The sequence below is a fragment of the Thermococcus profundus genome, from assembly GCF_002214585.1.
Lineage (GTDB): Archaea > Methanobacteriota_B > Thermococci > Thermococcales > Thermococcaceae > Thermococcus > Thermococcus profundus.
The window spans coordinates 104,655-129,992 of sequence record NZ_CP014862.1; the positions used below are offsets into that span (position 1 = coordinate 104,655).

The 25,338-nt window shown below is 51.8% G+C and carries 31 protein-coding genes; 21 read left to right on the forward strand and 10 right to left on the reverse strand.

What is annotated here, in order from left to right; translation table 11 throughout:
- Positions 1-4: 4 nt before the first annotated feature.
- The 17 genes from A3L09_RS00580 to ndk all read left to right on the forward strand — a co-directional run bounded on the left by A3L09_RS00580 (position 5) and on the right by ndk (position 14,812).
- A complete protein-coding gene (locus tag A3L09_RS00580; protein ID WP_088857128.1) occupies positions 5-625 on the forward strand; it encodes an HD domain-containing protein in 621 nt (206 codons plus the stop codon).
- A 105-nt stretch (positions 626-730) separates the two neighbouring features.
- Positions 731-1,243: a KH domain-containing protein gene (locus A3L09_RS00585; protein WP_088857129.1), complete on the forward strand. Its 513-nt coding sequence runs from the start codon at positions 731-733 to the stop codon at positions 1,241-1,243.
- Between the two features lie 65 nt (positions 1,244-1,308).
- Positions 1,309-2,625 (forward strand): aspartate--tRNA(Asn) ligase, encoded by a 1,317-nt coding sequence (aspS, locus tag A3L09_RS00590; protein ID WP_088857130.1) that lies wholly within the window; start codon positions 1,309-1,311, stop codon positions 2,623-2,625.
- 62 nt (positions 2,626-2,687) lie between these two features.
- Positions 2,688-4,832 carry a COG1361 family protein gene (locus A3L09_RS00595; RefSeq protein ID WP_088858935.1) on the forward strand — a complete coding sequence of 715 codons (2,145 nt, stop codon included), beginning with the start codon at positions 2,688-2,690 and terminating at the stop codon, positions 4,830-4,832.
- Between the two features lie 61 nt (positions 4,833-4,893).
- The gene (gene pth2, locus A3L09_RS00600; protein ID WP_088858936.1) at positions 4,894-5,250 is read left to right on the forward strand and encodes a peptidyl-tRNA hydrolase Pth2; all 357 of its coding nucleotides are present in this window, start codon (positions 4,894-4,896) and stop codon (positions 5,248-5,250) included.
- 48 nt (positions 5,251-5,298) lie between these two features.
- Positions 5,299-6,642: an AAA family ATPase gene (locus tag A3L09_RS00605; protein WP_088857131.1), complete on the forward strand. Its 1,344-nt coding sequence runs from the start codon at positions 5,299-5,301 to the stop codon at positions 6,640-6,642.
- A 19-nt stretch (positions 6,643-6,661) separates the two neighbouring features.
- Positions 6,662-7,186: a hypothetical protein gene (locus tag A3L09_RS00610; RefSeq protein WP_088857132.1), complete on the forward strand. Its 525-nt coding sequence runs from the start codon at positions 6,662-6,664 to the stop codon at positions 7,184-7,186.
- A 2-nt stretch (positions 7,187-7,188) separates the two neighbouring features.
- Entirely contained in the window at positions 7,189-8,439 is a 1,251-nt protein-coding gene (truD, locus tag A3L09_RS00615; RefSeq protein WP_088857133.1) for a tRNA pseudouridine(13) synthase TruD, read from the forward strand.
- A 78-nt stretch (positions 8,440-8,517) separates the two neighbouring features.
- On the forward strand, positions 8,518-8,889 hold the full coding sequence (gene rpl7ae / locus A3L09_RS00620; RefSeq protein WP_088857134.1) for a 50S ribosomal protein L7Ae: 372 nt from the start codon (positions 8,518-8,520) through the stop codon (positions 8,887-8,889).
- A gap of 70 nt (positions 8,890-8,959) precedes the next feature.
- Positions 8,960-9,172 carry a 30S ribosomal protein S28e gene (locus tag A3L09_RS00625; protein ID WP_088857135.1) on the forward strand — a complete coding sequence of 71 codons (213 nt, stop codon included), beginning with the start codon at positions 8,960-8,962 and terminating at the stop codon, positions 9,170-9,172.
- 5 nt (positions 9,173-9,177) lie between these two features.
- Entirely contained in the window at positions 9,178-9,384 is a 207-nt protein-coding gene (locus A3L09_RS00630) for a 50S ribosomal protein L24e (protein ID WP_088858937.1), read from the forward strand.
- Between the two features lie 43 nt (positions 9,385-9,427).
- Positions 9,428-10,669, forward strand: a complete 1,242-nt coding sequence (locus tag A3L09_RS00635) for a hypothetical protein (protein WP_157727166.1) — start codon at positions 9,428-9,430, stop codon at positions 10,667-10,669.
- On the forward strand, positions 10,666-12,282 hold the full coding sequence (locus A3L09_RS00640; RefSeq protein ID WP_088857137.1) for a CGP-CTERM sorting domain-containing protein: 1,617 nt from the start codon (positions 10,666-10,668) through the stop codon (positions 12,280-12,282). Before A3L09_RS00635 ends, A3L09_RS00640 begins: the two co-directional genes overlap by 4 nt.
- Before the next feature lie 91 nt (positions 12,283-12,373).
- Positions 12,374-13,129 carry a hypothetical protein gene (locus A3L09_RS00645; RefSeq protein WP_088857138.1) on the forward strand — a complete coding sequence of 252 codons (756 nt, stop codon included), beginning with the start codon at positions 12,374-12,376 and terminating at the stop codon, positions 13,127-13,129.
- Positions 13,126-13,575: a hypothetical protein gene (locus A3L09_RS00650; RefSeq protein WP_088857139.1), complete on the forward strand. Its 450-nt coding sequence runs from the start codon at positions 13,126-13,128 to the stop codon at positions 13,573-13,575. The genes A3L09_RS00645 and A3L09_RS00650 overlap by 4 nt, the downstream gene beginning before the upstream one ends.
- Complete coding sequence (locus A3L09_RS00655; protein WP_088857140.1) at positions 13,562-14,272, forward strand: ATP-binding cassette domain-containing protein; 711 nt, start codon at positions 13,562-13,564, stop codon at positions 14,270-14,272. The genes A3L09_RS00650 and A3L09_RS00655 overlap by 14 nt, the downstream gene beginning before the upstream one ends.
- Positions 14,273-14,287: 15 nt before the next feature.
- On the forward strand, positions 14,288-14,812 hold the full coding sequence (gene ndk / locus A3L09_RS00660) for a nucleoside-diphosphate kinase (protein WP_088857141.1): 525 nt from the start codon (positions 14,288-14,290) through the stop codon (positions 14,810-14,812).
- Here ndk and A3L09_RS00665 read toward each other — a convergent pair.
- The gene (locus A3L09_RS00665) at positions 14,809-15,696 is read right to left on the reverse strand and encodes a hypothetical protein (RefSeq protein ID WP_088857142.1); all 888 of its coding nucleotides are present in this window, start codon (positions 15,694-15,696) and stop codon (positions 14,809-14,811) included. The genes ndk and A3L09_RS00665 overlap by 4 nt on opposite strands.
- A gap of 94 nt (positions 15,697-15,790) precedes the next feature.
- On the opposite strand from A3L09_RS00665, the gene infB reads away from it, so the two are divergent.
- A complete protein-coding gene (gene infB / locus A3L09_RS00670; protein WP_088858938.1) occupies positions 15,791-17,584 on the forward strand; it encodes a translation initiation factor IF-2 in 1,794 nt (597 codons plus the stop codon).
- Positions 17,585-17,598: 14 nt separating this feature from the next.
- Here the strand turns inward: infB and A3L09_RS00675 are convergent, their stop codons facing one another.
- The 9 genes from A3L09_RS00675 to rlmD all read right to left on the reverse strand — a co-directional run bounded on the left by A3L09_RS00675 (position 17,599) and on the right by rlmD (position 23,038).
- On the reverse strand, positions 17,599-18,720 hold the full coding sequence (locus tag A3L09_RS00675) for a hypothetical protein (RefSeq protein ID WP_088857143.1): 1,122 nt from the start codon (positions 18,718-18,720) through the stop codon (positions 17,599-17,601).
- 64 nt (positions 18,721-18,784) lie between these two features.
- The gene (locus tag A3L09_RS00680) at positions 18,785-19,237 is read right to left on the reverse strand and encodes a hypothetical protein (protein ID WP_088857144.1); all 453 of its coding nucleotides are present in this window, start codon (positions 19,235-19,237) and stop codon (positions 18,785-18,787) included.
- Entirely contained in the window at positions 19,213-19,413 is a 201-nt protein-coding gene (locus tag A3L09_RS10795; RefSeq protein WP_157727167.1) for a hypothetical protein, read from the reverse strand. Before A3L09_RS10795 ends, A3L09_RS00680 begins: the two co-directional genes overlap by 25 nt.
- Positions 19,414-19,526: 113 nt before the next feature.
- Entirely contained in the window at positions 19,527-19,784 is a 258-nt protein-coding gene (locus A3L09_RS00685; RefSeq protein WP_088857145.1) for a hypothetical protein, read from the reverse strand.
- Between the two features lie 47 nt (positions 19,785-19,831).
- Positions 19,832-19,909 (reverse strand): hypothetical protein, encoded by a 78-nt coding sequence (locus tag A3L09_RS11135; RefSeq protein WP_394335188.1) that lies wholly within the window; start codon positions 19,907-19,909, stop codon positions 19,832-19,834.
- Complete coding sequence (locus A3L09_RS10995) at positions 19,879-20,085, reverse strand: type II toxin-antitoxin system RelE family toxin (RefSeq protein ID WP_088857146.1); 207 nt, start codon at positions 20,083-20,085, stop codon at positions 19,879-19,881. Before A3L09_RS10995 ends, A3L09_RS11135 begins: the two co-directional genes overlap by 31 nt.
- A 2-nt stretch (positions 20,086-20,087) precedes the next feature.
- The gene (locus A3L09_RS00695) at positions 20,088-20,270 is read right to left on the reverse strand and encodes a hypothetical protein (protein ID WP_088857147.1); all 183 of its coding nucleotides are present in this window, start codon (positions 20,268-20,270) and stop codon (positions 20,088-20,090) included.
- Between the two features lie 59 nt (positions 20,271-20,329).
- Positions 20,330-21,721: an ATP-binding protein gene (locus tag A3L09_RS00700; RefSeq protein WP_088857148.1), complete on the reverse strand. Its 1,392-nt coding sequence runs from the start codon at positions 21,719-21,721 to the stop codon at positions 20,330-20,332.
- 51 nt (positions 21,722-21,772) lie between these two features.
- On the reverse strand, positions 21,773-23,038 hold the full coding sequence (gene rlmD / locus A3L09_RS00705) for a 23S rRNA (uracil(1939)-C(5))-methyltransferase RlmD (RefSeq protein ID WP_088857149.1): 1,266 nt from the start codon (positions 23,036-23,038) through the stop codon (positions 21,773-21,775).
- Positions 23,039-23,129: 91 nt separating this feature from the next.
- Between rlmD and A3L09_RS10805 the strand changes: the two genes are divergently transcribed.
- The 3 genes from A3L09_RS10805 (at position 23,130) to A3L09_RS00715 (ending at position 25,263) form a co-directional block, all read left to right on the forward strand.
- Complete coding sequence (locus tag A3L09_RS10805) at positions 23,130-23,306, forward strand: zinc ribbon domain-containing protein (RefSeq protein WP_232473597.1); 177 nt, start codon at positions 23,130-23,132, stop codon at positions 23,304-23,306.
- A gap of 46 nt (positions 23,307-23,352) precedes the next feature.
- The gene (gene gyaR, locus A3L09_RS00710) at positions 23,353-24,357 is read left to right on the forward strand and encodes a glyoxylate reductase (protein ID WP_088857150.1); all 1,005 of its coding nucleotides are present in this window, start codon (positions 23,353-23,355) and stop codon (positions 24,355-24,357) included.
- A gap of 84 nt (positions 24,358-24,441) precedes the next feature.
- Positions 24,442-25,263, forward strand: a complete 822-nt coding sequence (locus A3L09_RS00715) for a carbohydrate kinase family protein (RefSeq protein ID WP_088857151.1) — start codon at positions 24,442-24,444, stop codon at positions 25,261-25,263.
- Positions 25,264-25,338: the final 75 nt, after the last annotated feature.

Consider the following 25,338-nt stretch of genomic DNA (forward strand, 5'->3'; position numbering starts at 1 on the left):
GCGGATGAGGCTCGAAGAGTTCATAGAAGATCCAGGGAGCATAAGGCTCATAGAAAAAACGAGGGAGTTCGCAAGGAGCTTCTTTGAGAGGGAAGGAACCCACGGCTTTTCGCACGTGGAAAGGGTCTTCAACCTCTGCCTCCACATAGGGAAAGAAGAAGGCGCCGATCTGGAGGTTCTGGCATTAGCGGCTCTCCTCCACGACATAGCGAGGCCCCTGGAGGACTCCGGGAAGGTGGAGGATCACGCGGCGGAAGGAGCAAGGATCGCCAGGAGGTTCCTGAGGAGCATGGGCTACCCGGAAGAAAAGACTGAAGAAGTTGCCCACGCAATAGAGGCCCACCGCTTTTCCAGGGGGCCCGAACCGGGGACGCTGGAGGGAAAGATACTAAGCGACGCCGATAAGCTCGACGCGATAGGGGCTGTGGGAATAGCCAGGGTCTTCATGTACTCAGGGGAGCACGGACGGGACATCGAAGCCTCGTTGAAGCATTTTGAGGAGAAGATCCTTAAGCTGAAGGATCTGATGTACACGGACACCGCCAGAAGGCTAGCAGAGGGGAGACACCGCTTTACAGAGGAGTTCATCGGGAGGATACGGAGGGAGATCGAGGGAGAACTTTGAGGAGAGGTGCTTTTTCTTTCATCATTTTCCGGCCATAATAAGGTTTTTAAATGCCTCCTAGAATTTAGTTTAACCCGTTCATGGTCATTCTGAGGAGGTGAGAGAATGAAGGCGCCGATCTGTGAGGTGTGTCTGAAAACTGACGATATTCTCTGCCCCGCTGACGAGAAGAAGCTCCAGGAAGGGATTATTTCAGAGCTCGACGTTAAGGTCTCAAGGCTCCTGTACAAGATTCTGGGGGACGTTGACATAGAGCTCAAGAAGGCCGTCGAGGCAGGGGATCTAATCGTTATAATCGTCGGAAAGGGTGACGTGCCGGTGGTCATAGGAAAGGGCGGAAAGAACATAAAGACCCTCGTCAAAGAGCTCGGCAAGAGGGTCAGGGTCATCGAGGGGATAGAGAACGAGACTCCCGAGGAGATAAAGAAGCTCGCAACGGACCTCTTCTATCCGGCGACGGTCTTTGGAGTGAACATCGTCTACAAGCCAGGAGGCGGACACTACTACAAGATCCTCATCCCTGCTAGGGAGAGGAAGAGGCTCCCGGAGAAGCCCGAGCTCCTAGAGAGCATAGTGGGCCAGGTGGTCGGGTCGGAGGTCAAGGTCTCTTTTATCTGATCCCGCTTTCCCTAATTCCTATAACTTTAAAAGCAAACCCGCGCGCTTTCTCCGGAGGGAGGTTCATGCTGAGAACTCACTATTCGGACGAGATAACCGAAGAGCTCAACGGCCAGCGCGTTAAAGTGGCCGGCTGGGTCTGGGAGGTCAAAGACCTCGGCGGGATAAAGTTCCTCTGGATAAGGGACAGGGAAGGGATAGTCCAGGTAACCGCCCCGAAGAAGAAGGTCGATCCGGAGATATTCAAGCTCATCCCAAAGCTCAACTCGGAGGACGTTGTGGCTGTTGAAGGCATCGTCAACTTCACGCCCAAGGCGAAGCTCGGCTTTGAGATCCTGCCTGAGAAGCTCGAAGTCCTCAACAGGGCCGAGAGCCCGCTCCCGCTAGATCCCACAGGAAAGGTCAAAGCGGAGCTGGACACCAGATTAGACAACCGGTTCATGGATCTCAGAAGGCCGGAGGTAATGGCGATATTCAAAATACGCTCGAGCGTCTTCAAAGCAGTCAGAGACTTCTTCCACAGCGAGGGCTTCATCGAGATCCACACTCCAAAAATCATCGCAACAGCAACCGAGGGCGGAACCGAGCTCTTCCCGATGAAGTACTTCGAGAAGGACGCCTTTTTAGCTCAAAGCCCACAGCTCTACAAGCAGATAATGATGGCGAGCGGCCTAGATAGGGTTTACGAGATAGCCCCGATTTTCAGGGCTGAGGAGCACAACACCACGCGCCATTTAAACGAGGCCTGGAGCATAGACAGCGAGATGGCCTTCATCGAGAACGAGGAGGAGGTAATGGGGCTCCTCGAGCGCCTGGTGGCCCACGCAGTAAACTACGTCCGCGAGCACAACGCGAAGGAGCTTGAGATACTCAACTTCGAGCTGGAGGAGGCGAAGGTTCCCTTCCCGCGCGTGAGCTACGACAAAGCCCTCGAGATCCTCTCAGACCTCGGAAAGGAGATTCCCTGGGGCGAGGACATAGACACCGAGGGGGAGAGACTCCTCGGGAAGTACATGATGGAGAACGAGAACGCTCCCCTATACTTCCTCTACCAGTACCCGAGCGAGGCCAAGCCATTCTACATCATGAAGTACGACGACAAGCCGGAGATAAGCCGCGCCTTCGACCTGGAGTACAGGGGGGTAGAGATAAGCTCAGGAGGCCAGAGGGAGCACCGTCATGATGTACTGGTCGAGCAGATAAAGGAGAAGGGACTCAATCCAGCCAGCTTCGAGTTCTACCTGAGAACCTTCCGCTACGGCATGCCCCCGCACGGAGGCTTCGGCCTCGGCGCCGAGAGGCTGATAAAGCAGATGCTCGACCTCGGCAACATCCGCGAGGTCATCCTGTTCCCGAGGGACAGGAGAAGGCTGACCCCATGATCACAAGGCCTTTATACTTTTTCCTCGTTTTTTATTCCAACACTGATCGGAGGCTGGTGAGGATGCTAAAAACAAGGTCCGGAATAAAGGTTCTTGCAGTTCTGCTCGTTTTTATTCTGATCCCGCTTTACCTGCCGCAGGCTTCGGCTGAAAGCACCGAAAAGGCCGAGATCTCTCCAATAGTCCTCGGCCTCGGGGACAGCGTCCAGATAGCCAACTACACCATCCAGTTCTACGACGTGAGTACCAACTGGACGCTCGTGACCATAAGGGTATCCTACCCCGGCGGAGCCCAGCTGCTCTTCCTCAAGGAGGGCCAGACCGGGTACTTCCCATCAGAGGACGCGGAGGTATTCGAAGTCCTCCTCAACTCGATAGACGGGGAGAACGGAAAGGTAACCCTCTCCATAGACTCCCCCCTGAGGAAGGTCAGGGAAGACCTCCAGATGACCCCCGGCGAGACTGTAGTCTTAAACAAAAACGTCCTCGTTCACCTGTTCTCCTCCTGGGAGAACGGGGCTGAGATAGGGGTCAAGCTTCCCCCGCTGACGGAGCTCAAAATGTTCAACCTGAGCCGGGGGGAGTCGAAGAGTTTCGACTACCAGCTAACCCCCGAACTCATGTACATGAACTACCTGCGCGTCGAACTCAAGAGCGCCACGAGGGACGCGGCGGTTCTCAACGTATATCTCCCGAGCCTCAACGCCGAGAACCTTACCCTGAAGGAGATCCCAGCCGGAAACGGATCAAAGCCTGTCGTGGAAAAGCCGACGGTCTACTCAGAGGTTTACAGGGGATACCTCTACACGGGTGAGACGGCAAAAATCGAAACAGAGAAAGGAGAGGTATCAATAAAGATCAAAGGCTTTTCAATCAGCTCAACCAGTGGAATAAGAATCACGTTCAACCTAAAGTTCAGTGCGGTAAACGGGAGCAGCATTTCCAAGGACGTTACCCTCTCACCGGAGCACGCCGCCAGTAAAGTTGACGGAATGCCCGTAATGCTCGCCACCTACGGTGTGGATCCGGGGCGCGGAAGGGTTCTTATAGGCTTATACGCCCCTATGGACTCGACGGTCTCAATACCCCCGAGACCCGCCAACGTCAGCGTTTCGGTGAGCGCCGTTCCCGAAAAACTGATGGTCGGCGATGAGGTCGCGGTCTACATAAACGTTGAGAACAATGGATGGGGAAGCGCCCACAACCTCGTTATAGCCGCCCCAGTCCCGGGAGGCTTTGAGCTCGTTGGAAACGAAACCGGATGGTCCGTAGGCGATCTGGATCCGTACTCAACCGTTCCCGCCATGGTCTACGTTCTCAGGGCAGCTACCCCGGGAGAGTTCAAAATATCCGGGATAACGGCGACTTACTACATGGAAAACGGTGAAAGAGCCCAGGTGAACTCCAGTCCCGTTACGGTCGATGTCTACGCCGTCCCCGAACTCAAGGTTACAGTTCTCGGCTCAAACTCGACATCTAACGGATGGAGCTCATACGTTCACGCAGAAAACGGAAGCTCCATAGAGGTTCTCTTCAACATCACCGCCCTTGGGGACTCCCCTGAGTTCCAGTACATCACCGACGCGGTTGTTCACGTTAACTATCCAAGCGACGTCGTAGGGCCAGCGTTGATAAAGCTCGGGAACCTAAAGGCCGGTGAAAACATCGTGAAAAACCTCCAGATCCGGACCTTAAGCGAGGGGCACTTCCCGATCAAGGCATCGCTGACCTATAAGGACCCCCTGGGGAGAGAGCACGAGCTCGACCTTGGAACGGTCCTCGTCATCGACACCGTGCCGCCAAAGGTCATAGTAAAGAAAGAAACGATCCACGTCTATCCAAGTGAGGAGGAACTCCCGAGGTTCGTCAACGAGACTCTTAAGAACTCAACGAACGCTACCGGACTGGCGAAGAGCATCTACGGAGTCGTTAACGCGTACCTTCCGAAGGAAACCAACTACTGGAAGATAATCGCCGTTCTACTGGCGGTTCTGGTTCTAGTTCTCGCCTACCTAACCTACGGTTACTACCAGGAGGTCCAGACGTTCAGGAAGTTCCTCCTCAAGAAGAGGAAGAGCAGACCTGGAGGACTGCCGAAGAAGTGGAAGAAGGACGAACTTGAGGTCCTGCTCAGGGAGATCCGCCTGGAGGTCGTGAGGGAGAACCTGCCAGCGGAGGGCGGGAGGCCTTCGGAGAGGAAGGGCTGATTCCCCTCTTCCAAAATTTTTAAAGACCCGCTCCAAAGCGCTTCCGGTGGGGAAAATGGGGATCTTCAAGTACAAACAGGTCGTTGTATCAAGAAAGGACCTCAAGCTGAGCAGGGGTAAATTTGCCGTCCAGGTGGCTCATGGAGCCGTTACCGCCGCTCTAAAAGCCCAGAAGGAGAAGCCGGAGTGGTTCAAGGCGTGGTTCCACGAGGGGCAGAAGAAGGTCGTCGTCAAAGCCGAGAATCTTGAGGAGCTCTTCAAGCTCAAGGCCGAGGCGGAGAAACTTGGCCTCCCAACGGCACTCATAAAGGACGCCGGCTTGACGGAGATTCCACCGGGCACGGTAACTGTTTTAGCTATTGGCCCGGGTCCCGAGGAGATAGTCGACAAGGTCACGGGGCACCTCAAGCTGGTGTGAGGCGGAATTCTTTAATATTCCTCAACGTTTTTTTACATGGTGAGTGAGATGCGGTTAAAGAAACTCATCGTCAAGAACTTCAAGAGCCTGCGAGACTGTGAGGTTGAGCTTGGAAAGTTCAACGTTCTAATCGGAGCCAACGCCTCTGGAAAAACAAATCTAATCGAGGTTTTCAAACTCCTTAGGAAAATCTACGTTGAAAAGGACACTAACCCCTTCCTCGAATGGTGGGGCTACAACAACGTCGTTTGGGGCGGAAAGGAAGAGCTCCCGATAACCGTGGGGATGCTCTTCGATGTTGATGGTTATGAGGTGTACTTTGAGACGACCTTTACCGGAACGGGAGGAAGCTTTAGGATTCTGAGAGAGGTGATGGACGCCAGGGAGTACGTAATCATTGAGAAAATTGGGTCAATAGTTAATATCAAACACTCCGAGGGCCTGATTAGGAGGATTAACGAATTCCCTGACCATGCAAAGTACATTGCAGAAAACCATCATATCAACGAGTTAGATCCAATTCGACAAGACCTGAAGAACCTAAAACAGATGATCTCTCAACCTTTTAGCCTACAGGGAATGCCCCAAGAACACAGTGTTATCTCATTAATAGCCCCATTAACTCCGCAGACGATGATGCTAAACACTCTTTTTGTAGATAGCCCAGTGCGACTAACTCTTGTTGGTGTCCCTGAGAATTATACTTTCGTCGCGACTCCTTTTATGGGAGATGAGGATAATTTGGAAGTGTCTCTTTTGTCAAGATTTGTGATTAATTTTATAGATTTCCTAAACTCAATAACCCTTAGAAGACTTTCTTCGTCTGTTAAAACTCCCCAGCTACCCCGTAAAGAAACCCTTTTGGTGGAGGACGCCTCGAACCTCATCCCAGTCCTCTATAACATCTGGCTCCGTGAGGGAAAGTTACCCGCTGAGATAGCCGAACCACTCTCAATTGCCTTTCCGGACACCAGGGTCTTCTTCCAGCTCACGGAAGACGGAAGGGTGATGATGAAGGTCTTTGAGGGCGAACTCGAACTAGCGCCCCCGGGAATATCCGACGGATTCTACAAGACCCTTGCAATTCTTACAGCTACATACCTTAAACCTCCCCTCCTTATCATCGACGAGGTGGAGAACTCACTGCATCCTGAGACCCTCGAACTGCTCCTTGATACCCTGAAGGAAAGCGAGAGCCAGGTGATAATAACCACCCACTCACCGGTTGTGGTTGACATGACTGACCCTAAGGATGTGATCTTCGTTGAAAAGATTCACGGAGAAACTGAATTCAAGAGAATTCCCAACCCAGAGGAGATTAAAAAGATGCTTCAGGAGAAAGGGCTGGCTTTCAGCGAGGGATGGCTCTACGGGGAGATCTTCAAAGAGTGAAAATAAGCGGTGAATGTCGATGTCATCAGGTTCAAAGGAGATTGTTTTAATCGTGGAGGATGCTTATGGGGGAGAGTTCTTCAAAAGGGTTCTAAAGAGACTCAACGAGTTGGGGATGCTGAGTCGCAACGTTCGCCTTAAACGGCTTTCGGGTAGAAAGAATCCAATTCACGTTCCATATCTTTGCAATTCGAAGTTAGATAGAATGATACTAGCAGCTAGTACGTCGTCCCCTGATACGATTATAGTGGTCTACGATGGTGATGGTCCTAGTACATATCACAAAAGGTTCAATGATGCCAAAAGTCACATCCCCAAGAACATTAAAACATCTGTTAGGGTGTTTCTTTTTGAATACGAGATTGAAGAGTGGATATGCAGGAGTCTGGGCATAACGTGGGATACCAAGCCCTCCGACGAACTCAAAAGAAAAATAAGATACAAGAAATCACTGCTTCCCACGTATGCGGACAAGCTGGACTTTGACAAACTTAAACGGAACTGCAAATCCTTTAGAAAATTCCTGGAGATTCTGGAGGAATAAATATGGACTACCGCGAGTTCTTCTCCCAATTTAGAAATCTCAGCGAGAAACCTGGGATAGGTGGGAGGATAAAAACACAGCCGGAAGATTTTGTAGTTATCGAAGATCCCATTCCATCGATCTTTGAGGGAAGGAAGCACGCGATATTCCTCCTCAAAAAGAGGAACTGGGACACGATGGCTGCCGTCAAAGAGATAGCCAAGAGGGCGGGAATAAGGCACCGCGATATAGGCTTTGCAGGGACGAAGGACAGGCATGCCGTTACCTATCAGTACATAAGCGTTCCAGCGGAAGCTAAGGAGAGGGTTAAGGGGCTCCAAATAAAGGACATCGAGCTCCGCTTCGTTTCCTCTGGGAGGTTCATCAAGCTCGGCCACCTAATCGGCAACCGGTTCAGGATAATCGTCCGCGACGTCGGTAAGGACTCCTTCGAGAGAACCAGGGAGATAGTGAAGGAGCTCCGCGAAAAGGGCGGTTTCCCCAACTACTTCGGCTACCAGCGCTTTGGGGAGAGAAGGGTCACGAACCACCTCATCGGAAAGCTCCTCCTTCAGGGGGACTTTGAAAACGCTGCCAGACTCTTCCTCGGCGCCCATGAGGGCGGAATGGAAGGGGACGAGGCGAGAAAGAACTTCTGGGAAACTGGGGACGTTGACAGGGCTTTGAAGGAGTTCCCGAACTTCCTCAGGTATGAAAGGACGCTCCTGCACAAATACAAGGAGACCGGCAGCTGGAGGAGGGCCTTTCTCAGCCTTCCCCTTCCGGTAATGCGCATCTTCATCCACGCCTACCAGAGCTACCTCTTCAACCTCTACATATCAAGGAGGATCGAGGAGGGAATTCTCCTCAAAGAAGCCCTTGTTGGGGACATCGTTGTCCAGATGAAGGGAGGAATCCCCTACCGCGACAGAACCTACCGCGTCACCGAGACCAATGTTGATTTCGTGAACGAGAAGATAATGAGAAACGAGGCCATGGTGTCCGGCCCATTGTTTGGGTTCTCAATGAGGCATGCGAAAGGCCTGCCCGGAAGGCTTGAAGGGGAGATCCTCGACGCTGAGGGGATCTCACTTGAGGCCTTCAAGCGGCTCCCGAAGCCGATGGCTGAGCCCGGCGGGAGGAGGGAACTGTTAATAAAGCCCCTCGGGCTCACTTACGGCTACGTCCCTGAAACGGGAATGTGGTTCCGCTTCTTCCTCCCAAAGGGGGTCTACGCCACTAGTGTGCTGAGGGAGATAATGAAAGACCACTGATACGGAAAGGTTTAAAAAAGGAATCCGCCTTCCTACCTTGACAATCGGATGAACGATGAGGTTTCGGAGGGATGAAAGATGGCGAAGCCGAGCTACGTGAAGTTTGAGGTTCCCCAGGAGCTTGCTGAGAAGGCCCTTGAGGCCGTCGAGCTTGCTCGCGACACCGGAAGGATAAGGAAGGGCACCAACGAGACCACCAAGGCCGTTGAGAGGGGCCAGGCCAAGCTCGTTATCATAGCTGAGGACGTTGACCCGGAGGAGATAGTTGCCCACCTTCCGCCTCTCTGCGAGGAGAAGGAGATCCCGTACATATACGTTCCGAGCAAGAAGGAGCTTGGAGCGGCCGCCGGGCTTGAGGTTCCGGCCGCGAGCGTTGCCATCATCGAGCCCGGTAAGGGCCGCGAGCTCGTTGAGGACATCGCCATGAAGGTCAAGGAGCTCATGAAGTGAGCTCCTTTTCCTCACCTTCACTCACGGAAAGGTTTAAGTTGATCTCTGCGAGTTTTAAGGGGTGTGAGAAATGAGCGACGAAGGATACCCGGCTGAGGTTATCGAGATAGTCGCCAGGGCCGGCGTCACAGGTGGCGTTACTCAGGTCAAGGTTCGCGTTCTTGAGGGCCGCGACAAGGGCCGCGTCATCAGGAGGAACGTTAAGGGGCCGGTCCGCGTCGGCGACATAGTCATACTCAGGGAAACCGAGCGTGAGGCCAGGGAGATCAGGAGAAGGAGGTAATGCTCATGGCGAGGTGGAACGTCTGCTCCTACTGCGGAAGGGAGTTTGAGCCGGGAACGGGCAAGATGTACGTCAGGAACGACGGCAGGGTCCTGTTCTTCTGCTCAAGCAAGTGCGAGAAGCTCTACTTCATGGGCAGGAACCCCAGGAAGCTCAAGTGGACCAAGGCCTTCCAAGAAGCTAGACTCCAGAGGGCCAAGAAGAGGAAGTGAATTTTCTCTATATTTTTTAATCTAATTCAATGTTCTTTTTAATGTGCTTCAATACCAAACGAATGTCATAAAAGATCCGTCTACTACCTACAGTTTGTTATATAACGGATTACTTCTATCTACCCATTTTCCATCAAAACATAGAGAAACAAAATATGTGCCCGTCTATTCTGACTTTACCGGCATTTATCACAGATTAGGCTCTAGTGCGGAGAAAACGAAAATGAGCTCTCCCACTTCAAATTTCAATTGGAGGATTACTCATCCTCAAAAAGAAAGTAGAGTCCTCAAGAGATTAAATTTAAATATACATAAATTCAAAAAATTTATAAATAGTGATAGTATTAATGATAATGGGCACGATAGTGCCCAGGAGTGGATGGCCATGTGGAAAAAGCCAGCAAGCCTCCTCGGAATACTGGTCTTAGCGGCGGCAATAACAATACCAGCAGTCGGGGCAGCAACTCCCACAGAAGATGCAGTAATGCACATCCAGAACCAGACATGGAGCGGTGTAAATAGCATGACCCTAGTTGCATCCCTCCGCCCACTTGTAGGTTCAAAGACCATAGGGCCAATCTATAAGTCCATACCCTGGGACGGCCTCGACGTTATAAGCGCGGCCATACTTGTTCACGGAGTACCATACGACCTCAGGGGACAGTCAGGGCAGAAGTTTATGGTCGTCTACAAGATCGGAGCAACAGACTATGGAAGGGGAATTTACAGGGAGATCAACGAGCCCATGGCTAAAGGATATGAAAAGTTCGGGGTTCAACTGAGGAAACATTACTTCACAGCAGGTGGAGAAGCCACAGAAGCGTACAAAGTCATCTTCATAGTAACTGCATCAAGCGAACAGGAAGCTGAGCAGAAAGTTGAAACTTCTTTAGGAGCATCAGTTCCGATACTCGATGATCTGCTCAGTTTCGAAGCAGGAGTTGATTACTCAGTAACCAACGTTTACAAGACCTTCTACTCAGAAACCTACGGCGTTGAAGTGACGTTCTACAGGCACGTGTACTACGCAGAGCTCGAATTCAACGGAACGCTCACAAGGACTCTTTACGAGAAATGTCCACTTGGGTACTGCCCGCTCTCATCAAAGCCCACCCCCTCAGTTGAGATGAAAGCTTCTCTCGGCCCAGAATCATCCTACTACCGCACCTACTACCGTGACTTCGACGTTGGAACTGATGGCATGCTTTACTTTGTAGGGCCAGATGAAGTTTATGGACTCGGTGACTATACAATGCCATTAAACTTTGAGGAGGTGAACGGATGAAGCGATTTTTCTTCCTTTTCATTTTTGTTATCTTCGCCATGTCCAATTATGTCTCCGCCCAAGTAAACGTGTACCCCCTAACAGAGGATTTCAAGATGATCCCCTATCCCATTCCCCCATGCAGCCAGATTGGCAAAATCACCGAACTGTACTACAAGGTCAACGACACTTACTGGATAGCCGTTGCAGGCCCGATAAAGGTCGAATGTCCAGGGGTGAATAACATATCCGTTGAAATACTCGGGATCAAAAACGTCACTGTCCCTCAGTACAATCTGACATTGACACTGATAAACGCCACCGTCAAAACAGAACAGAAGGAATATGAGCCATTAGGTCTCGTCACGAGAAACATAACGATCGAATACAAAAGATATAACGAGACTTATGAGCTAGTGACTGTAAAAATCGAGAACATGAAAATGTACTGGAGCTACGCTCTCCAGGACTACGTCTACCCCAACCTTACCCCTGAGTACTACGGGTTCCCCTCAAACATCACAATAAACCTGCTCATAAACAGAAAAACCGGAGAAGGCTATCTCCTCGATAACGGGATAAAGAAATACGTTGGAGTCACCCCCTTATGGAACCCCGCCCTAAATCCATCGGAGTACCCCAAACTCGTCCTCAGGAACCTGAGAAACCTCATCAACCAGATCAAAGCAAACCCCTGGATCGTTGAAAACGTCGTCCAGAAGGCAAAACTCTCCAATAACATAAGTGAATCCAACAGCCTCCTGAATTCCCTAGCCCTTAACTTCACGGAGCAGGTCATGAGCCTGCAAGTTACATATCTTGGGAGGAAAATGTACTTAGAGAACTCCGGAAGCCTCCCGTGCTTTATGCTCCCGATAGATGGAACATACCTTATAAGAACCTATCAAACCGGATGGCAATACCTTCCATCCAAGATAGACAACATGTCCCCAGACAAGTACGTGGAGAAAGTCCTGACGGATTATTTGAAGACCAGAAATGACGAGGAGCTCAAAAGGCTCATACTCCTGGGTGTATTTCACGAGAAAGTTTATCTGCCCATTCTCGTGGATTTCGATGACGTCCACAACAAGGTCACTGCCATTGATTTCACCCTCCCCCCCAGCGAGAAATCACACCTCTTAGTTCTGCCGCTACCCAAAAAGTACGCGGAGGCGTTTAACGCCACATACCTCATGCTGAACTTCGTGGGGCCTCACACCATGACCGTCAAATACGATCCAAGCTTATACACCCCCAAGGAAGTCACGTCAGAGTGGATAAAAGAAGGAGCCTGCATGGGCCCCATAAAGTCCACCCTCATGAACGGCTTTATGAACGCCTTCCTTGAGTTTGAGGAAAGTGGTATGAACATCACGGCTCTGGACAAAATATACGAGAACGTGCAGAAAAATTTGGAATTGTGCGGCTTCAACGCGACATCCGCCACCACTGATAACTCCACTCAGCCAAAAAACCCCTTGCTCACGGTATCCACAACCTCCAACTCCCAGTCCCCTGCCGTTTCGGGTTCTTCCATCTCACGCAAAAAGAACAGGGAAGGAATCTGCGGTCCCGCATTCCTGGTTCCACTGGCGTTAATCCCAGTCTGGATGTGGAGGAAGAGAAAATGAGTTCTTATATGCTTTTATCTTTGGAGTTTCAAGAGGATAATCTCACCGCCCTCTCATAAAATCGGAGCATCTACCTTAAGGAGGTCGAAAGATGAAAGCCCTAATGAAAAACGCGTTTTCAGACTATCTCCACGTTGAGATACTGGCGGTCATTCTGGCGTCAGTAATGGTCGCAGCGGTTACATCCTACATAGCGGCGGATTCCGTCTACAAGGCGTCGATCATCGGAGGCTCCGTAACTCCCCTACTTGGAGCCCCCGGCCATCTCTCAGGGCAGGTTCAGGAGAAGGCGCCGGACTACTATGCCTCCCAGTATCTCACGATGAAGGAGAAGATAGCGGGCCTCTTCGGGGCCCTCGTATGGTCGAACTCCAGCCTGCTCTCGTCCGTTTACGTCGTGGCCGTGATGATAGCCCTCTTCCCCCTGATGTACAGGACGAGGTCTTCCTTCGTTCCCCTGCTCTTCAGGGAGAGAGCCTCACCGGCGAAGACGGCTTTAATCGGACTCACGGTCTCTTTCATCATCTTCCTGCCCCTGGCGTTCTCCGCCCTCTTTCCCATCGGGGTGGTCTCGCTCAAATGGCTCTCCGGAATAAGCCAGCACTCCCTCCTCCTTCTCTCCTCAATCCTCATCTCCCTCCTCCTGACGGCAACGCTCGCTGTCTACTCAACATACATCCTGTGGGGCAGGCTCGACCTCTCCATAGTCTTCACCCTCCTCCTGGCTTTCCTCCTCTCCGGAAAGCTCGGCTTTGAGTGGTGGACGGTGTGGATCTACCTCGGAACCTCCGCGGGCCTCATCGCAATCATGCTTTACTCCTTCCATAGGAGGTGGATGAGCGTATGAACTGGTCAAAAACCCTCACGGCAGTGGTGGTGCTCTCGCTCCTGCTTTCAGCTTCGGTCGCCGTCCTCGGAATCCCGTACTGGAGTCCCCTGAAGTCCTCTATGCACGCTGAAATACGGCTCGACCAGGCAGATCAGCTCCTGAAGTTCGGCAGGGCCGTTGACAAAAACGTTACCTACTCCTTCGACGTTTTCTGGCCCCTTAAAGCGGGAAAAACCGAGTTGAACGTGAACCTCGCCAACCTGGCCTGCCCGGAGAACGCTAACTACATCATCAAAATCGTCACAATGAACGGCAGAGTTTTCCAAGGATCTGGGCCAGTGAGCTTCGAGTTCAACAGGAAGGATCCGTTCCTCTACCTTCACGTCACAGTGAACATACCAAACTCCTGCGGGGTTCTTCCAAGCAGAAACGGCCCGGAGGTGGTTGTGGATGCCCGCTCGTGAGCTCGCCAGCGTTAAAGACCTCACAGTGAAGTTCCGCTACAACATCGCCCTCGACGGGATAACCCTCGATTTAAAGGGCAACAGGGTTCTCCTTCTCGGCTCCAACGGTTCCGGAAAGACCACCTTAATGAGAGTCCTATCGGGAATTCTCAGACCAACCGAAGGCTCGGTGAAGGTTCTCGGGCTCGATCCTTTCAAAAATCCTTCCAAGCTCTACTCCCGGATGCTCTACGTGAGGGACGTTGAGGACATCCCCTACATGATGAGGGTTTCAAGCGTCATCGACTATCTCTCCGATCTCTACGGCCCGGAACCCGTCAAAAATGCCGTTGAAACGCTTGGACTTGAAGAGCACGCCTTCAAGCGTGTTGGAGAGTTATCAAAGGGTCTCAGGAGGAGGGTGGCGATGATAGAGCCGCTGGCTTCTAACAGGAAGCTCATCCTAATGGACGAACCCTTCAGCGGCCTAGACGCAACGAGCAGGATAATCATAGCGAAGGCCCTCAACGACCTACCCAAGAAAACAGGCCTCGTTATCGCCAGCCACATACCGCTGAACCTTGGAATAGACCAGATGGTCGTTCTCGAAGGTGGAAAACTCACTTATTCTGGTCCATACAAAGAGGAGGTCGCGGGGAAATACCTAGCCTGGATGGAGTTTGACTCCAAAAAACCTATTAACCATCCCGCCGATTAACTTTTGGTGTTGCCAATGGCCGACAAGCAGATAGAAAGAACCCTCGTTATTCTAAAGCCCGATGCCGTCGTCAGGGGCCTCATGGGGGAAATCATCAGCCGTTTTGAGAAGCGCGGCCTCAAGATCGTAGGAATGAAGATGATTTGGATAACGAGAGAACTCGCCGAGAAGCACTACGAGGAGCACAGGGGCAAGCCCTTCTTCGAGCCGCTCATCGACTACATCACAAAGGCCCCGAGCGTCGTCATGGTTGTCGAAGGCCGCTACGCCATAAGTGTCGTCAGGAAGATGGCAGGCGCAACCGATCCGAAGGACGCCGAGCCTGGAAGCATACGCGGCGACTACGGCCTCGACATAGGCGATTCAATATACAACGTTGTCCACGCCAGCGACAGTCCTGAGAGCGCCGAGAGGGAGATAAACCTCTACTTCAAGCCGGAAGAGCTCTTTGAGTACTGCAAGGCAGCAGACTGGTTCTACCACACCCACGCTAGGGCAAAGAAGGAATACATGGACGATATGGACTGTCTTGAACGTTAATCTATGACAATGGCCTTCCGGTCCTTCTCTTTAACTTTCCTTCTGTAAAACTCCGCGTATTCGTCCATGACCTCGCCACATTCTTTTGGAAGATTTTTCCTGGTTCTCCTTACGTTATAACTACCCTGGAGCATTATCAGCACAAAAGCCAAGGCCGGAATCAAGAGCAACGCCAGTAGCCCTGGCTCCATAAAAACGCCGACGATACCCGGGAGAAACGCGAATCCGTAGCCGAGAACCTTGTTCCATACACCTGAGGATGAAGCGGTTAACATGCACTCCACGACCTCTCTCCATTGCGGAAACTCCTCTGGAAGCTTTCCGCCGACTATTATTGTATAGCCAACCTTGTAAACACTGTAGCTGGTTCTATCACTCAGGCAGTTAAAACCTTCTCTTCTGGCGAGTTCTCCCAGTTCCCCTCCGCAGGGGGCGGCATTAAGGCTCTGGAATGGGTTCCGGATGGAGAGGAAGATCAGTATGGCCAGCACGGCGAAGCCAAGAAGCATAAAACCCGGCCCCGCCGTTGCCATAAGGCCGATGTTCATTCCAAATATCGCCCAGAGGGAGAGTCCCGCGCTCAAATATTCGTCCACGCTGAGGGCACCCTTCGAGCGGAACCAGATGTATGCCACGGCCACAATGATTGCCAGTGCAGTATCTAGGCCGATTGAGAACCTGCTCTGGACAAAGTTCCCGATGGGCGTTGAAACCACAGCAACGGCCCCAAGTATGCCAAAATTACCGTAGAACTGAAGCGAGAGCAGGTATGTGAAGAACGGCATCAGTACCGCCACCTCAATTTCTCCTGCCCTTCCTCTGAATCTCCCATAGAGGAGTGCAATTAAGAGACCCAAGCTAGTACCAATGAGGAACCCTATCATCACACCACCGGGTGGAATTACTACGGGAATTTTTAATACTTGCGCCGAACCCTTTAAAAGCCCACGCCGGATTTTGGTTCAGGTGAGAGAAATGGTGAAGAGGATTAGGCAGCCTATCATCGCGGTTCTCGGTCACGTGGACCACGGCAAGACCACATTGCTTGACAGGATCAGAAGAACGAAGGTCGCCGCCAAAGAAGCCGGAGGAATAACCCAGCACATAGGCGCGACCGAGGTTCCGATAGATACCGTTAAGACGCTGGCAGGGCCTCTCATCAAGCTCTGGAAGGGCGAGATAAAGCTCCCCGGCCTGCTCTTCATCGACACCCCTGGCCACGAGGCCTTTACAAGTCTAAGGGCTAGGGGAGGAAGTCTCGCCGACCTCGCAGTTCTCATCGTTGACATCAACGAGGGCTTCCAGCCGCAGACGATAGAGAGCATCGAGATACTCAGGAAGAACAGGACGCCCTTCATAGTGGCAGCCAACAAGATAGACAGGATAAAGGGCTGGAAGGTCGAGGAGGACGAGCCCTTCCTCGTCAACATCAAGAAGCAGGATCAGCGCGCTGTTCAGGAGCTCGAAACCAAGCTCTGGGAGCTCATCGGGAAGTTCTACGAAATGGGCTTCAACGCCAACCGCTTCGACCGCGTTCAGGACTTCACGAGGGAACTTGCTATAGTTCCTATCTCCGCTAAGTACGGCATCGGTGTTCCAGAACTGCTGGTTCTCATAGCCGGTCTTTCGCAGAAATACCTCGAACAGAAGCTCAAGATAGAGGTTGAGGGGCCAGCGCGCGGCACAATCCTCGAAGTTCGCGAGGAACTCGGCCTCGGAACCACGATAGACGTCATCATCTACGACGGAACCCTCAGAAAAGACGACACGATAGTCGTCGGTGGAAAGGACAAGGCGATAGTCACAAAAATCCGCGCCCTGCTCAAGCCCAAGCCCCTCGACGAGATACGTGATCCCCGTTTCCGCTTCGACCAAGTGGATGAGGTCGTTGCGGCGGCAGGTATCAAGATAGCCGCGCCCGGCCTGGAGGAGGCGTTAGCTGGTTCACCGGTTATAGCAGCCCGCTCCGAGGAGGAGATAGAGAGGGCTAAGGAAGAAATCCTCAGTCAGATACAGAGCGTCGTCATAAGCACCGGAAAGGTCGGTGTCATTGTCAAGGCCGACACCCTCGGAAGCCTTGAGGCCCTCAGCAAAGAGCTCGGGGAGAAGAACATCCCGATAAGGAAGGCCGATGTAGGAAATATCAGCAAGACCGACGTCATGGAGGCCCTAAGCGTTAAGGAGGAGGAGCCAAAGTACGGGGTTATCCTCGGCTTCAACGTCAAGGTCAACGAAGACGCTGAGGAAGTTGCAAAAGCCAAGGGCGTGCCCATCTTCGCCGGCAACATCATCTACAAGCTCATCGAGGACTACGAGGCCTGGGTCAAGGAGGAGGAAGAGAAGAGGAAGCGCGAGCTCCTCAAGAACGTCACCTTCCCGGGAGTCATCAGGCTCTATCCGGATGAGCGCTACGTCTTCAGGAGGAGCCACCCGGCCATAGTCGGCATTGAGGTCGTGGAGGGAAGGATAAGGCCCGGCGTCACTCTCATCAAGCAGAACGGCCAGAAGGTCGGCGTCATCAAGTCCATCAAGAACAAGAACGACTTCGTCCAGGAGGCGAAGAAGGGTGATGCGGTGGCGATAGCCATCGAAGGAGCGATAGTCGGCAGGCACATACACCCAGGCGAGACCCTCTACGTTGATTTAAGCAAGAACGACGTCATAATCCTCGCCAAGCAACTCAAGAACGAGCTCGACGAGACAGACATAAAAGCCCTGAAGATGACGGCGAAGGTGAAGGCGCAGCAAGACCCGTTCTGGAGGGCCGTCTGATCCTTTCTATTTCTTTACATCGACATAAGTCCTATCTCGTTGAAAATCTTCTTCACGTCCTTTGTTTTTATGACCCGGGGGTATGAGGAAGTAACTCTACGTGAGACCATTCGAAAAATGAGCTCCTCAAGCGTTTTGGATCCATACTTTTCGGAAAGCCACAGCGCATGTACAGGAGATCCTCTCATCACTTCATCCCATGCCTTTACCGTTGCTTCCCATACTATTCCGAGATGTTCTATGTGTTTCTGGCTCTTCCTAAGTTTGGAGTTTATATCCTGAAGTTCTTTGATAGTTGTCTGTTCAGGGTCAATTTTGGTGCAACTCTCGATGAGCCCCTTCAGATTCTCTACTTCCCCAAGAACGGCTTTCCTGAAGAGCTTTGTCAAAAAGAAGTTGTCTTTATTGCTCTCCATCAGGTACTTTGCGGGCATGTATGCGAAGATGTTAATGTTGCCGTTGAGTATCATTTGACTCACTTCAATCAGCCGTTGGAATTCTTTAATGAGGTACTCTCTGAAGGTTTCCTCTGAAATTTCAAGGATTCCTTTCTTGTAACTCCATATTGGCAAGCGGGGGATATTCAAAAAGAATTCATTATCCGGCCTTTGTCCTTCAGGGTAATACACAACGTGAAGTTCTAGGCTTCCACAGTGAATTTGGCCACAAATTCTTCTCCGTATCAAAGTTGGCATAAAGTCTCTCACATCATAAGGAACAGCTACATTTGTGAAGTCCTCGAGCCTGAACATCGGAAGCCAGTTGTATACCCAAGGTTGTTTGAGTCCAAGGTTAATTAACTCATCGGCGTACTCATAGATAAAATCCAAGAAATTGACGCGTTTGAGATGCATCTCCTCTCGGTACTTGTCCACGAGCTCCAGAATTTTCCATTTGTTTTCACGGAGATCTCTAATGAAGTCTTGCCATTCCCTTCTAACTTCTTTGACTTCAAAGGCATGTATCGTTATATCAATGTCCCTTGCCCCTGATGTCCTCAAAACACTTCCCGAGAGGTGGATTTCTCTGATTTTGAAAGGAAGATGATCTCTATTGACATACTCAACTATCTCAATAAGCTCTTCGATCTTTCCCTTAAGCTTCTGAGCCTTTATTAAGTCAAAAACAGTCGGCATAAGTTCATCCCTAACTATCCGCTCTGATAGTATTGCGTCTGAAGACTACTATAAAAACGTAACCCTATGCATACTCCAGCCTTTCTAGGAGCTTTTCGGCATCTTCAAATTTTTCCGCCTTTATGAGGCGGATGATTGTGAAGTACAGCCCGAGGAGTTCGAGGTTCTCCTCTGGCTTTTTGATGAGGGCTTCAACCTTAATTTCAAGCTCTTTCCTTATCCCATCAACTGCCTCCTTGGGGTAGTGGGCGTACTTTAAGCCCCTCAGCAAGCCGAGGAGCTTTGCGGCCTCCTTGGAGAGGTCTGGGGAAGTTTCTCTGGGGGCTTTTGAGGGGCGGAGCTTTTGGGCATTCTTCCCGCTGATCTCCTCCAAGAACTGCCGGAACTCTTCCAGTTCCGGCTCGATGTCGATGCCTGCGTTTCTAAGAACGACGAAGGGGTCATCCGTATCTTTGTGTATTGCCCGCCCAAGCACTTCGAGGTTTTCCTCAGTTACCTCTGGAAGCAACTTGTCCACGATTTTGAACGTCTTTTCAATGCCTTCTCCATTACTTCTGCCGTTTTTCTCTCGTCTGTAGTTAGTCCTCTTTTTGCGGCTATGTTCGCAAGCGCCCTCGCAAGCCTCTTATAATTTTGCTTTATGTATGTGTAGTCATCCCTTGTTGTGTACAACGCATTTAGGAGCTCCTCCACTACTTTTGCCGATTTAATGTTATGAACCCCCCGTATGATGCGCCATTGCGACTGCGAGGAACGCGTGGAGTAGAGGATAATGCACAGTGATTATTTTTTCTTCCGGCGTTGCCTCACGTACATATTTTTTTGTAACCTGCTTCTTGTGTTGCGTCAGGGGTTCCTGTGCGCGGATCATGGCCGAGGATCGTCATTATTTTACTGACGTCTTGGTCTGGAGTCGCACGGCTGAGCAGGTAGTAGAGGCCCTTTCCATGCCTTTGTACTACGACAGATACTTTTTTCCGCAGGCTTTTTGGCACCTTTGTTTCCTCTTTTTTCTTCTCTTTCTTTCTGAAGATGAACATCCCGGCGAGCGGCAGGAGCGACAAGAACACCACCCTCTAAACTTAAATCTTTGAGGAGATAAGCCTTTTCCTTACCTGTAGGCCCTCTCGCGCCGCTCAACCTTAAAGATGACCACCCTCATGTTCTCATCATCAACCTCGTAGAGAATCCTGAAACTGCCAACCCTGATCCTGTAAGTGCGTCCTCACCCCTAATCTTCTTGTAAGGGTAGGAAAAGGGATTCTGAGAAAGCGCTAGAATTATCCCCTTGAGCTTTCTCCTGTGGGCCGGCTCAAGGTTCTTAACCTGCTTCGCGGCTTTACGAGTAAAAACGACCTCGTACATGCTCAGTCCTCGAAGAGCTCTTCAAAGCGAACGAACTCGCCCCTCTTAACCTCTTCGCGCATCTTCTTGAGTTCTTCTCTCTCCTTCTTGCTCAACGACTCGTAACCGAGGAAGTTGTCTATTTTCGCGTTGAGCTGAATGAGAAGGTGCTCAATCCTCTCAAGCCTCTCAACAACCTCACTCATGCAACCACCGGATTAAACTCGCTCCCGAATTAAATAAACTTTGTCCCGCTAACTCGATACTACAATTCATCAAAATCCTCCAAATCCCAAACCAAAAACCCCTCCTCCCTAAGCTCCGCCTTTCCTTCAATCCTTTTGGCAACTAGCCCGTAGTTTTTCTTCCAGTCCTCCAATGCGACAAGCTCCGCCTTCCTCTCCAAACCCTTCAAAATTCCCCTCGCCTCTCTCTCGCTCAAATCCTTCCACTTCACTTCAACAAAGAGTGCCTTCCTCTCCCGCTCGTTGAGAGCAACGATGTCAATCTCCTCGCCCTTATACCACCACCTACCAATCTTGGTAAAGGGGAACCCCGTCAGCCTGAAGAAGACCTCGGGGGTTCTCACGAGCCTCTCGAAGACATAACCCATGTAGGCGTTAAAGTCCTCCGCTGAGCGCTCCCAAACTCTTTCTCCAAGGCCGGCCTCGAGGTAGCTCTTGTTCGGGAGAACGTAGCGGAACCAGAAGGTGAAGTAGTTGTCCTTAATCGAGTAAAGCCCCCGCTTGCTCATTGCTTTCAAGGTCGCCGTTACGGGGACTTCGCGCTCGACTATCCCGAGCCTCTGAAGAACCGTCAGGTACTTTGAGACGAGGCTCTTATCGAGTCCGGTGGCGTTCACTATCTCCCCAAAGCGGTTCCTTCCGCCTGCTATCGCCTGCAGTATCGCGAAGTAGTTTGCCGGTTCGCGGAGCTCCTCCCGGAGCAGGAACTCCGCCTCCTCGTAGAGGAAGGCACCCTTCGAGAGGACTTTCTCAACCACGTTCTCATCAAAGCCCTTCCTCGGATCGAACTGGAGCAGATACGCCGGGATTCCCCCAACAACGCCCCACGTCTTTACGAGATCTTCGGCAGTGTAGCCCGGCAGGAACTCCCCCAGGTAAAAGAACGGGATCTCGGTCAGCCGCCACTGTCCGGTTCTCCTTCCATAGAGGGGGCTTTTATAGACTAAAACCTCACTCTCCATCGCCGAAACGCTTGAACCACAGAGGACGAGCATTATTCTGGTCTTCGACAGCTTCAGATCCCAGGCCTTCTGGAGGAGGGAGGAAACCGGGCGGTAGTGCTCGACCAACAGGGGGAACTCGTCTATTATCAGGATCACCCTCTCATTTCCAATCCTGTCGGCAAACGCCATGAGGAGCTCATCTATGTCATTAAAGGCTACCTTTCCAAAAAGTTCGTCCCCCAGAAACTCCGCCAAAAGTCTCTGGAGCTCCCTCAGGTTCTCGCGGTAGGGTTTTTCCGTTACGAGGAAGTAGACGTGAGGTTTATCCCTTGCAAAGTACAGAAGCAACTCTGTTTTTCCTATCCTTCTCCTGCCGTAGATCACGAGAAACTCAGCCCTGTCGCTGGAGTATGCCCTCTCAAGGAACTCAAGTTCGGCCCTCCTGTCTATGAACTTTTGTCTACTCATGAGTATAATACTTGAGTTTCAACTATTTAAAAATTACGGCTCTCCGGATTGCTAAACCTTTCTTATGAGCTTCATCACCGCCTCAACGTGGGGCGTGTGGGGGAACATATCGATGAGAACGGCATCCTCAACGCGGTAGGCCTTGCTCAGGTGTTTCTCGTAGTCGAGCTTGAAGGCCTTTGGGTTGCAGGAGACGTAAACAACGTTCTCAACCCCACTCTTGGCGATGAGTTCAGCCGCTTCTTTTAACCCTTTACGCGGGGGATCGACTATAACAGTGTCGTACTCGCCTATTGGTGTTTCCTCAGCCCTTCCAACTTCGAACCCCGCTTCCACTCCGTTGAGCTCGGCGTTTCTCTTAGCCATCTCAACCGCGAACGGATTCAGCTCGACGCCGTCAACACTGGAGTCCCTCTTCGCCAGCCAGACTCCGAACGTTCCAACACCCGAGTACAGGTCAAGAACATTTTTCCCCTCCGTAAAGTCTTCAACAGCTTTCAGAAGTAGGGGTAAAGCGTAGCTGTTGGTCTGGAAGAAGGAATTGGGGTGAATCAAGTAAGTAACGTCCCCAATTCTCTCGCGGATGTACGGCTCTCCAGCTATTAGCTGGGCGTTGCCGCGCGGGTCGTCCCTCTCGTCCACCTTAAAACTCCAGTAGAGCGAGTCCGCGAAGGAGAAGTAGTCCTCAAACGCCTCTAGAACTTCCTTTGAGGGCTTGACGTGGGCGATGAGGTTAACCATGACATCTCCGGTAAACTTGCCCTCCCTCACCTGGAGGTAGTGAACCTCACCGGTTTTCTTCTTCTGGTTCCAGGGCCTAAGACCCATCTCGCGGAGGAAGCCCTTTAGGGCACTCAGATATTCAATAGTCTTCTTCGAGAAGACAGGGCACCCGCTAAGGTTCACCACCTCGAGAGGATTCCCGTACTTCTTCAGCCCGATTCCAGAGGTTGTCACTATGAAGTTGCTCACGTTCCTAAAGCCCCAGATTTTAGGTGAACCCCTGATCTCGGCGCTTATTCCTGTTATCCGCCCGAAAATTTCTGCCTTAATGCGAAGCTGCTCCTTGTACTTCAACCCCTGCCAGAGGCAGCCACCGCAGGTTCCAAAGTGAGGACACCTCGGAGAAGCCCTCAGGGGCGACTCCTCAAGAAGGACAAAATCGATCGCGATCTTTCTTCCGAAACGGCGTTTTGTCCCCTTAACCCTGACAACGTCTCCAGGGTAAGCGAAGGGAACGTAGAGCTCTTTATTTTCCTCTTTCAGTATTCCAAGACCGTCGTCGCTTATCCCCGTGATCTCACCCGTGCCCTTCATATACAGTGGTTTGAACTCACCTTTAAGAGGTTTCCCTGCCTCAAACGAAAACCATTTATACCTCCTTTGAGTAGTAACGGCGGTGATTGCTGTGGAGAGGAGACAGCTTAAGTGCCCCCTCTGCGGGGGAACTGACTTTCAGGTCGAGGAGGGTAAGCTCGACAGCAAGTGGGGCTTCACGGCCCATAAGGTAAAGATCGTCATCTGCAAGAACTGTGGCTACGTCATGCTGTTCTACGAGGGAAGGACGATTTGGGACTTCGACTGAGGGCAAATCCTTAAACCTCTCTTCCAATTTTCTCCGGTGGTGGGGGGTGAAGCCGAAGGTATTCATCACGCGCAGGATTCCGGATAACGGGATCAAGATGCTGAGGGAGCACTTTGAGGTTGAGATCTGGGAGGACGAGCATGAGATACCTAGGGAAGTCCTGCTTGAGAAAGTCAGGAACGTAGATGCTCTCGTCACAATGTTGAGCGAGAAAATTGATGCCGAAGTCTTCGATGCCGCATCGAGGCTGAGGATAGTGGCCAACTACGCCGTCGGCTACGACAACATAGACATCGAGGAAGCAACCAAACGCGGAATCTACGTCACTAACACGCCAGATGTCCTCACCAACGCGACAGCGGACTTTGCCTGGACACTCCTCTTAGCCACCGCGAGAAGGCTCGTTGAGGCGGACAGCTTCGTCCGCTCTGGAGAATGGAAGAGGAGAGGCGTAGCCTGGCACCCGCTCATGTACCTCGGCCACGATGTCTACGGCAAGACGATTGGAATAGTCGGCTTTGGAAGGATAGGTCAGGCTATAGCGAGAAGGGCAAAGGGCTTCGGCATGAGAATTCTATACAACGCCCGCTCAAGAAAGCCAGAGGTTGAGAAGGAGCTCGGGGCGGAGTTCAGACCCCTTGAAGAGCTCTTAAAGGAGAGTGACTTCGTCCTCCTTGCCGTTCCACTCACGAAGGAGACATACCACATGATAAACGAGGAGAGGCTTAGGCTGATGAAGCCAACGGCAATTCTGGTCAACATCGCACGTGGCAAGGTGGTTGATACCAAAGCGCTGATAAAGGCCCTCGAAGAGGGATGGATAGCCGGTGCCGGTCTGGACGTCTTCGAGGAGGAGCCCTATTACAACGAGGAGCTCTTCAGCCTGAAAAACGTCGTTCTGGCTCCACACATAGGGAGCGCAACCTACGGCGCCAGGGAGGGAATGGCCGAGCTCGTCGCTAGGAACCTCATAGCCTTCAAGAACGGCGAAATACCGCCAACGCTGGTGAACCGGGAGGTCTTGAACGTCAGGAAGCCCGGCTTTGAGTGAGGTTTATATCTTTCCATTCCAATTCTCTAAGCGATGATGATCGTTGAGGGTTCTTGAACTGAAACGTAACGATCAGGTGGTAGTATGAGGTGTCTGGTTGTGGGTCACGTTGTCAGGGACATCGTGAGGAAGGGGGGAAGAACGTTCGAGAGACTTGGCGGAGGAGCATACTACTCGGCCCTGGCCCTCTCCCGCTTCTGCGATGTTGAGATACTGACATCTTTCTCGGAACTCCCTGAAAGCTGGCTTTCGGAGCTTGAGTCAATTGGAAAGTTGAGGTTAGTACCCGCAGAGGGGACAACCACCTACGAGCTGACCTATCTTGACGGGAACAGGCGAAAGCTTAGACTGCTAGAACGCGCCTCCCCAATCGAAAGTCTCCCGGGCGGGAGTTACGACGCAGTCCTTATCAATCCCGTCGCTGGGGAGGTGAGCTCAGAACTCGTGAGAAGGGCAGTGAAGAGGTTCCCCTCCGTGGCGGCAGACCTCCAGGGCTTCATACGGAGTACAGAACCTGGGGAAGTGGGATACAAACCCTACGACGGTTCATCCCTTGAAGGTTTGAAAGTTCTCCACGCGGACGTTTCCGAGTTTGATTACATTGAAAACTTCTCTCCGGACGCGGTTGAGGCACTCCTGCTCTCGAACGGGCCTGAGGCGGGAAGGGCTTTCCTGCGGGGATGGGAGTACTCCTTCCAGCCGGTTCGGGTTGAAGTTGATGAGTCAACCGGAGCGGGAGACGTTTTCCTGGGGGCCTTCACGGGATTCTACCTCAGATGCCCGTTCATTCAGTCCCTAAAGAGGGCGACTGCATTCACTTCCCTCTTCCTAGAGCGCAGGGGCGTGGACTTCTCGATGGATGAAGTTGGGGAACTCGCGAGGAAGGTCGAAGTGAAAAGGGTATAAACCCCAAGCCGTACTCCCTCCACCGATGATGAAACGTCAGCACGCTGAACGCTGATGAGAAGGGACTTCCATGAG

Bases quoted from the DNA above. Each gene is read 5' to 3' on its own strand.
- A3L09_RS00595 (WP_088858935.1), top strand. From the start codon at position 2,688: ATGCTAAAAACAAGGTCCGGAATAAAGGTTCTTGCAGTTCTGCTCGTT.
- A3L09_RS00580 (WP_088857128.1), top strand. From the start codon at position 5: ATGAGGCTCGAAGAGTTCATAGAAGATCCAGGGAGCATAAGGCTCATA.
- aspS (WP_088857130.1), top strand. From the start codon at position 1,309: ATGCTGAGAACTCACTATTCGGACGAGATAACCGAAGAGCTCAACGGC.
- A3L09_RS00700 (WP_088857148.1), bottom strand. From the start codon at position 21,721: ATGAGTAGACAAAAGTTCATAGACAGGAGGGCCGAACTTGAGTTCCTT.
- A3L09_RS00630 (WP_088858937.1), top strand. From the start codon at position 9,178: ATGGCGAGGTGGAACGTCTGCTCCTACTGCGGAAGGGAGTTTGAGCCG.
- A3L09_RS10995 (WP_088857146.1), bottom strand. From the start codon at position 20,085: ATGTACGAGGTCGTTTTTACTCGTAAAGCCGCGAAGCAGGTTAAGAAC.
- A3L09_RS00715 (WP_088857151.1), top strand. From the start codon at position 24,442: ATGAGGTGTCTGGTTGTGGGTCACGTTGTCAGGGACATCGTGAGGAAG.
- A3L09_RS00665 (WP_088857142.1), bottom strand. From the start codon at position 15,696: ATGATAGGGTTCCTCATTGGTACTAGCTTGGGTCTCTTAATTGCACTC.
- A3L09_RS00650 (WP_088857139.1), top strand. From the start codon at position 13,126: ATGAACTGGTCAAAAACCCTCACGGCAGTGGTGGTGCTCTCGCTCCTG.
- A3L09_RS00585 (WP_088857129.1), top strand. From the start codon at position 731: ATGAAGGCGCCGATCTGTGAGGTGTGTCTGAAAACTGACGATATTCTC.
- A3L09_RS00675 (WP_088857143.1), bottom strand. From the start codon at position 18,720: ATGCCGACTGTTTTTGACTTAATAAAGGCTCAGAAGCTTAAGGGAAAG.
- A3L09_RS00640 (WP_088857137.1), top strand. From the start codon at position 10,666: ATGAAGCGATTTTTCTTCCTTTTCATTTTTGTTATCTTCGCCATGTCC.
- truD (WP_088857133.1), top strand. From the start codon at position 7,189: ATGGACTACCGCGAGTTCTTCTCCCAATTTAGAAATCTCAGCGAGAAA.
- rpl7ae (WP_088857134.1), top strand. From the start codon at position 8,518: ATGGCGAAGCCGAGCTACGTGAAGTTTGAGGTTCCCCAGGAGCTTGCT.
- A3L09_RS00695 (WP_088857147.1), bottom strand. From the start codon at position 20,270: ATGAGTGAGGTTGTTGAGAGGCTTGAGAGGATTGAGCACCTTCTCATT.
- A3L09_RS00645 (WP_088857138.1), top strand. From the start codon at position 12,374: ATGAAAGCCCTAATGAAAAACGCGTTTTCAGACTATCTCCACGTTGAG.
- A3L09_RS00655 (WP_088857140.1), top strand. From the start codon at position 13,562: ATGCCCGCTCGTGAGCTCGCCAGCGTTAAAGACCTCACAGTGAAGTTC.
- A3L09_RS00605 (WP_088857131.1), top strand. From the start codon at position 5,299: ATGCGGTTAAAGAAACTCATCGTCAAGAACTTCAAGAGCCTGCGAGAC.
- A3L09_RS00610 (WP_088857132.1), top strand. From the start codon at position 6,662: ATGTCATCAGGTTCAAAGGAGATTGTTTTAATCGTGGAGGATGCTTAT.
- rlmD (WP_088857149.1), bottom strand. From the start codon at position 23,038: ATGAAGGGCACGGGTGAGATCACGGGGATAAGCGACGACGGTCTTGGA.
- ndk (WP_088857141.1), top strand. From the start codon at position 14,288: ATGGCCGACAAGCAGATAGAAAGAACCCTCGTTATTCTAAAGCCCGAT.
- A3L09_RS00625 (WP_088857135.1), top strand. From the start codon at position 8,960: ATGAGCGACGAAGGATACCCGGCTGAGGTTATCGAGATAGTCGCCAGG.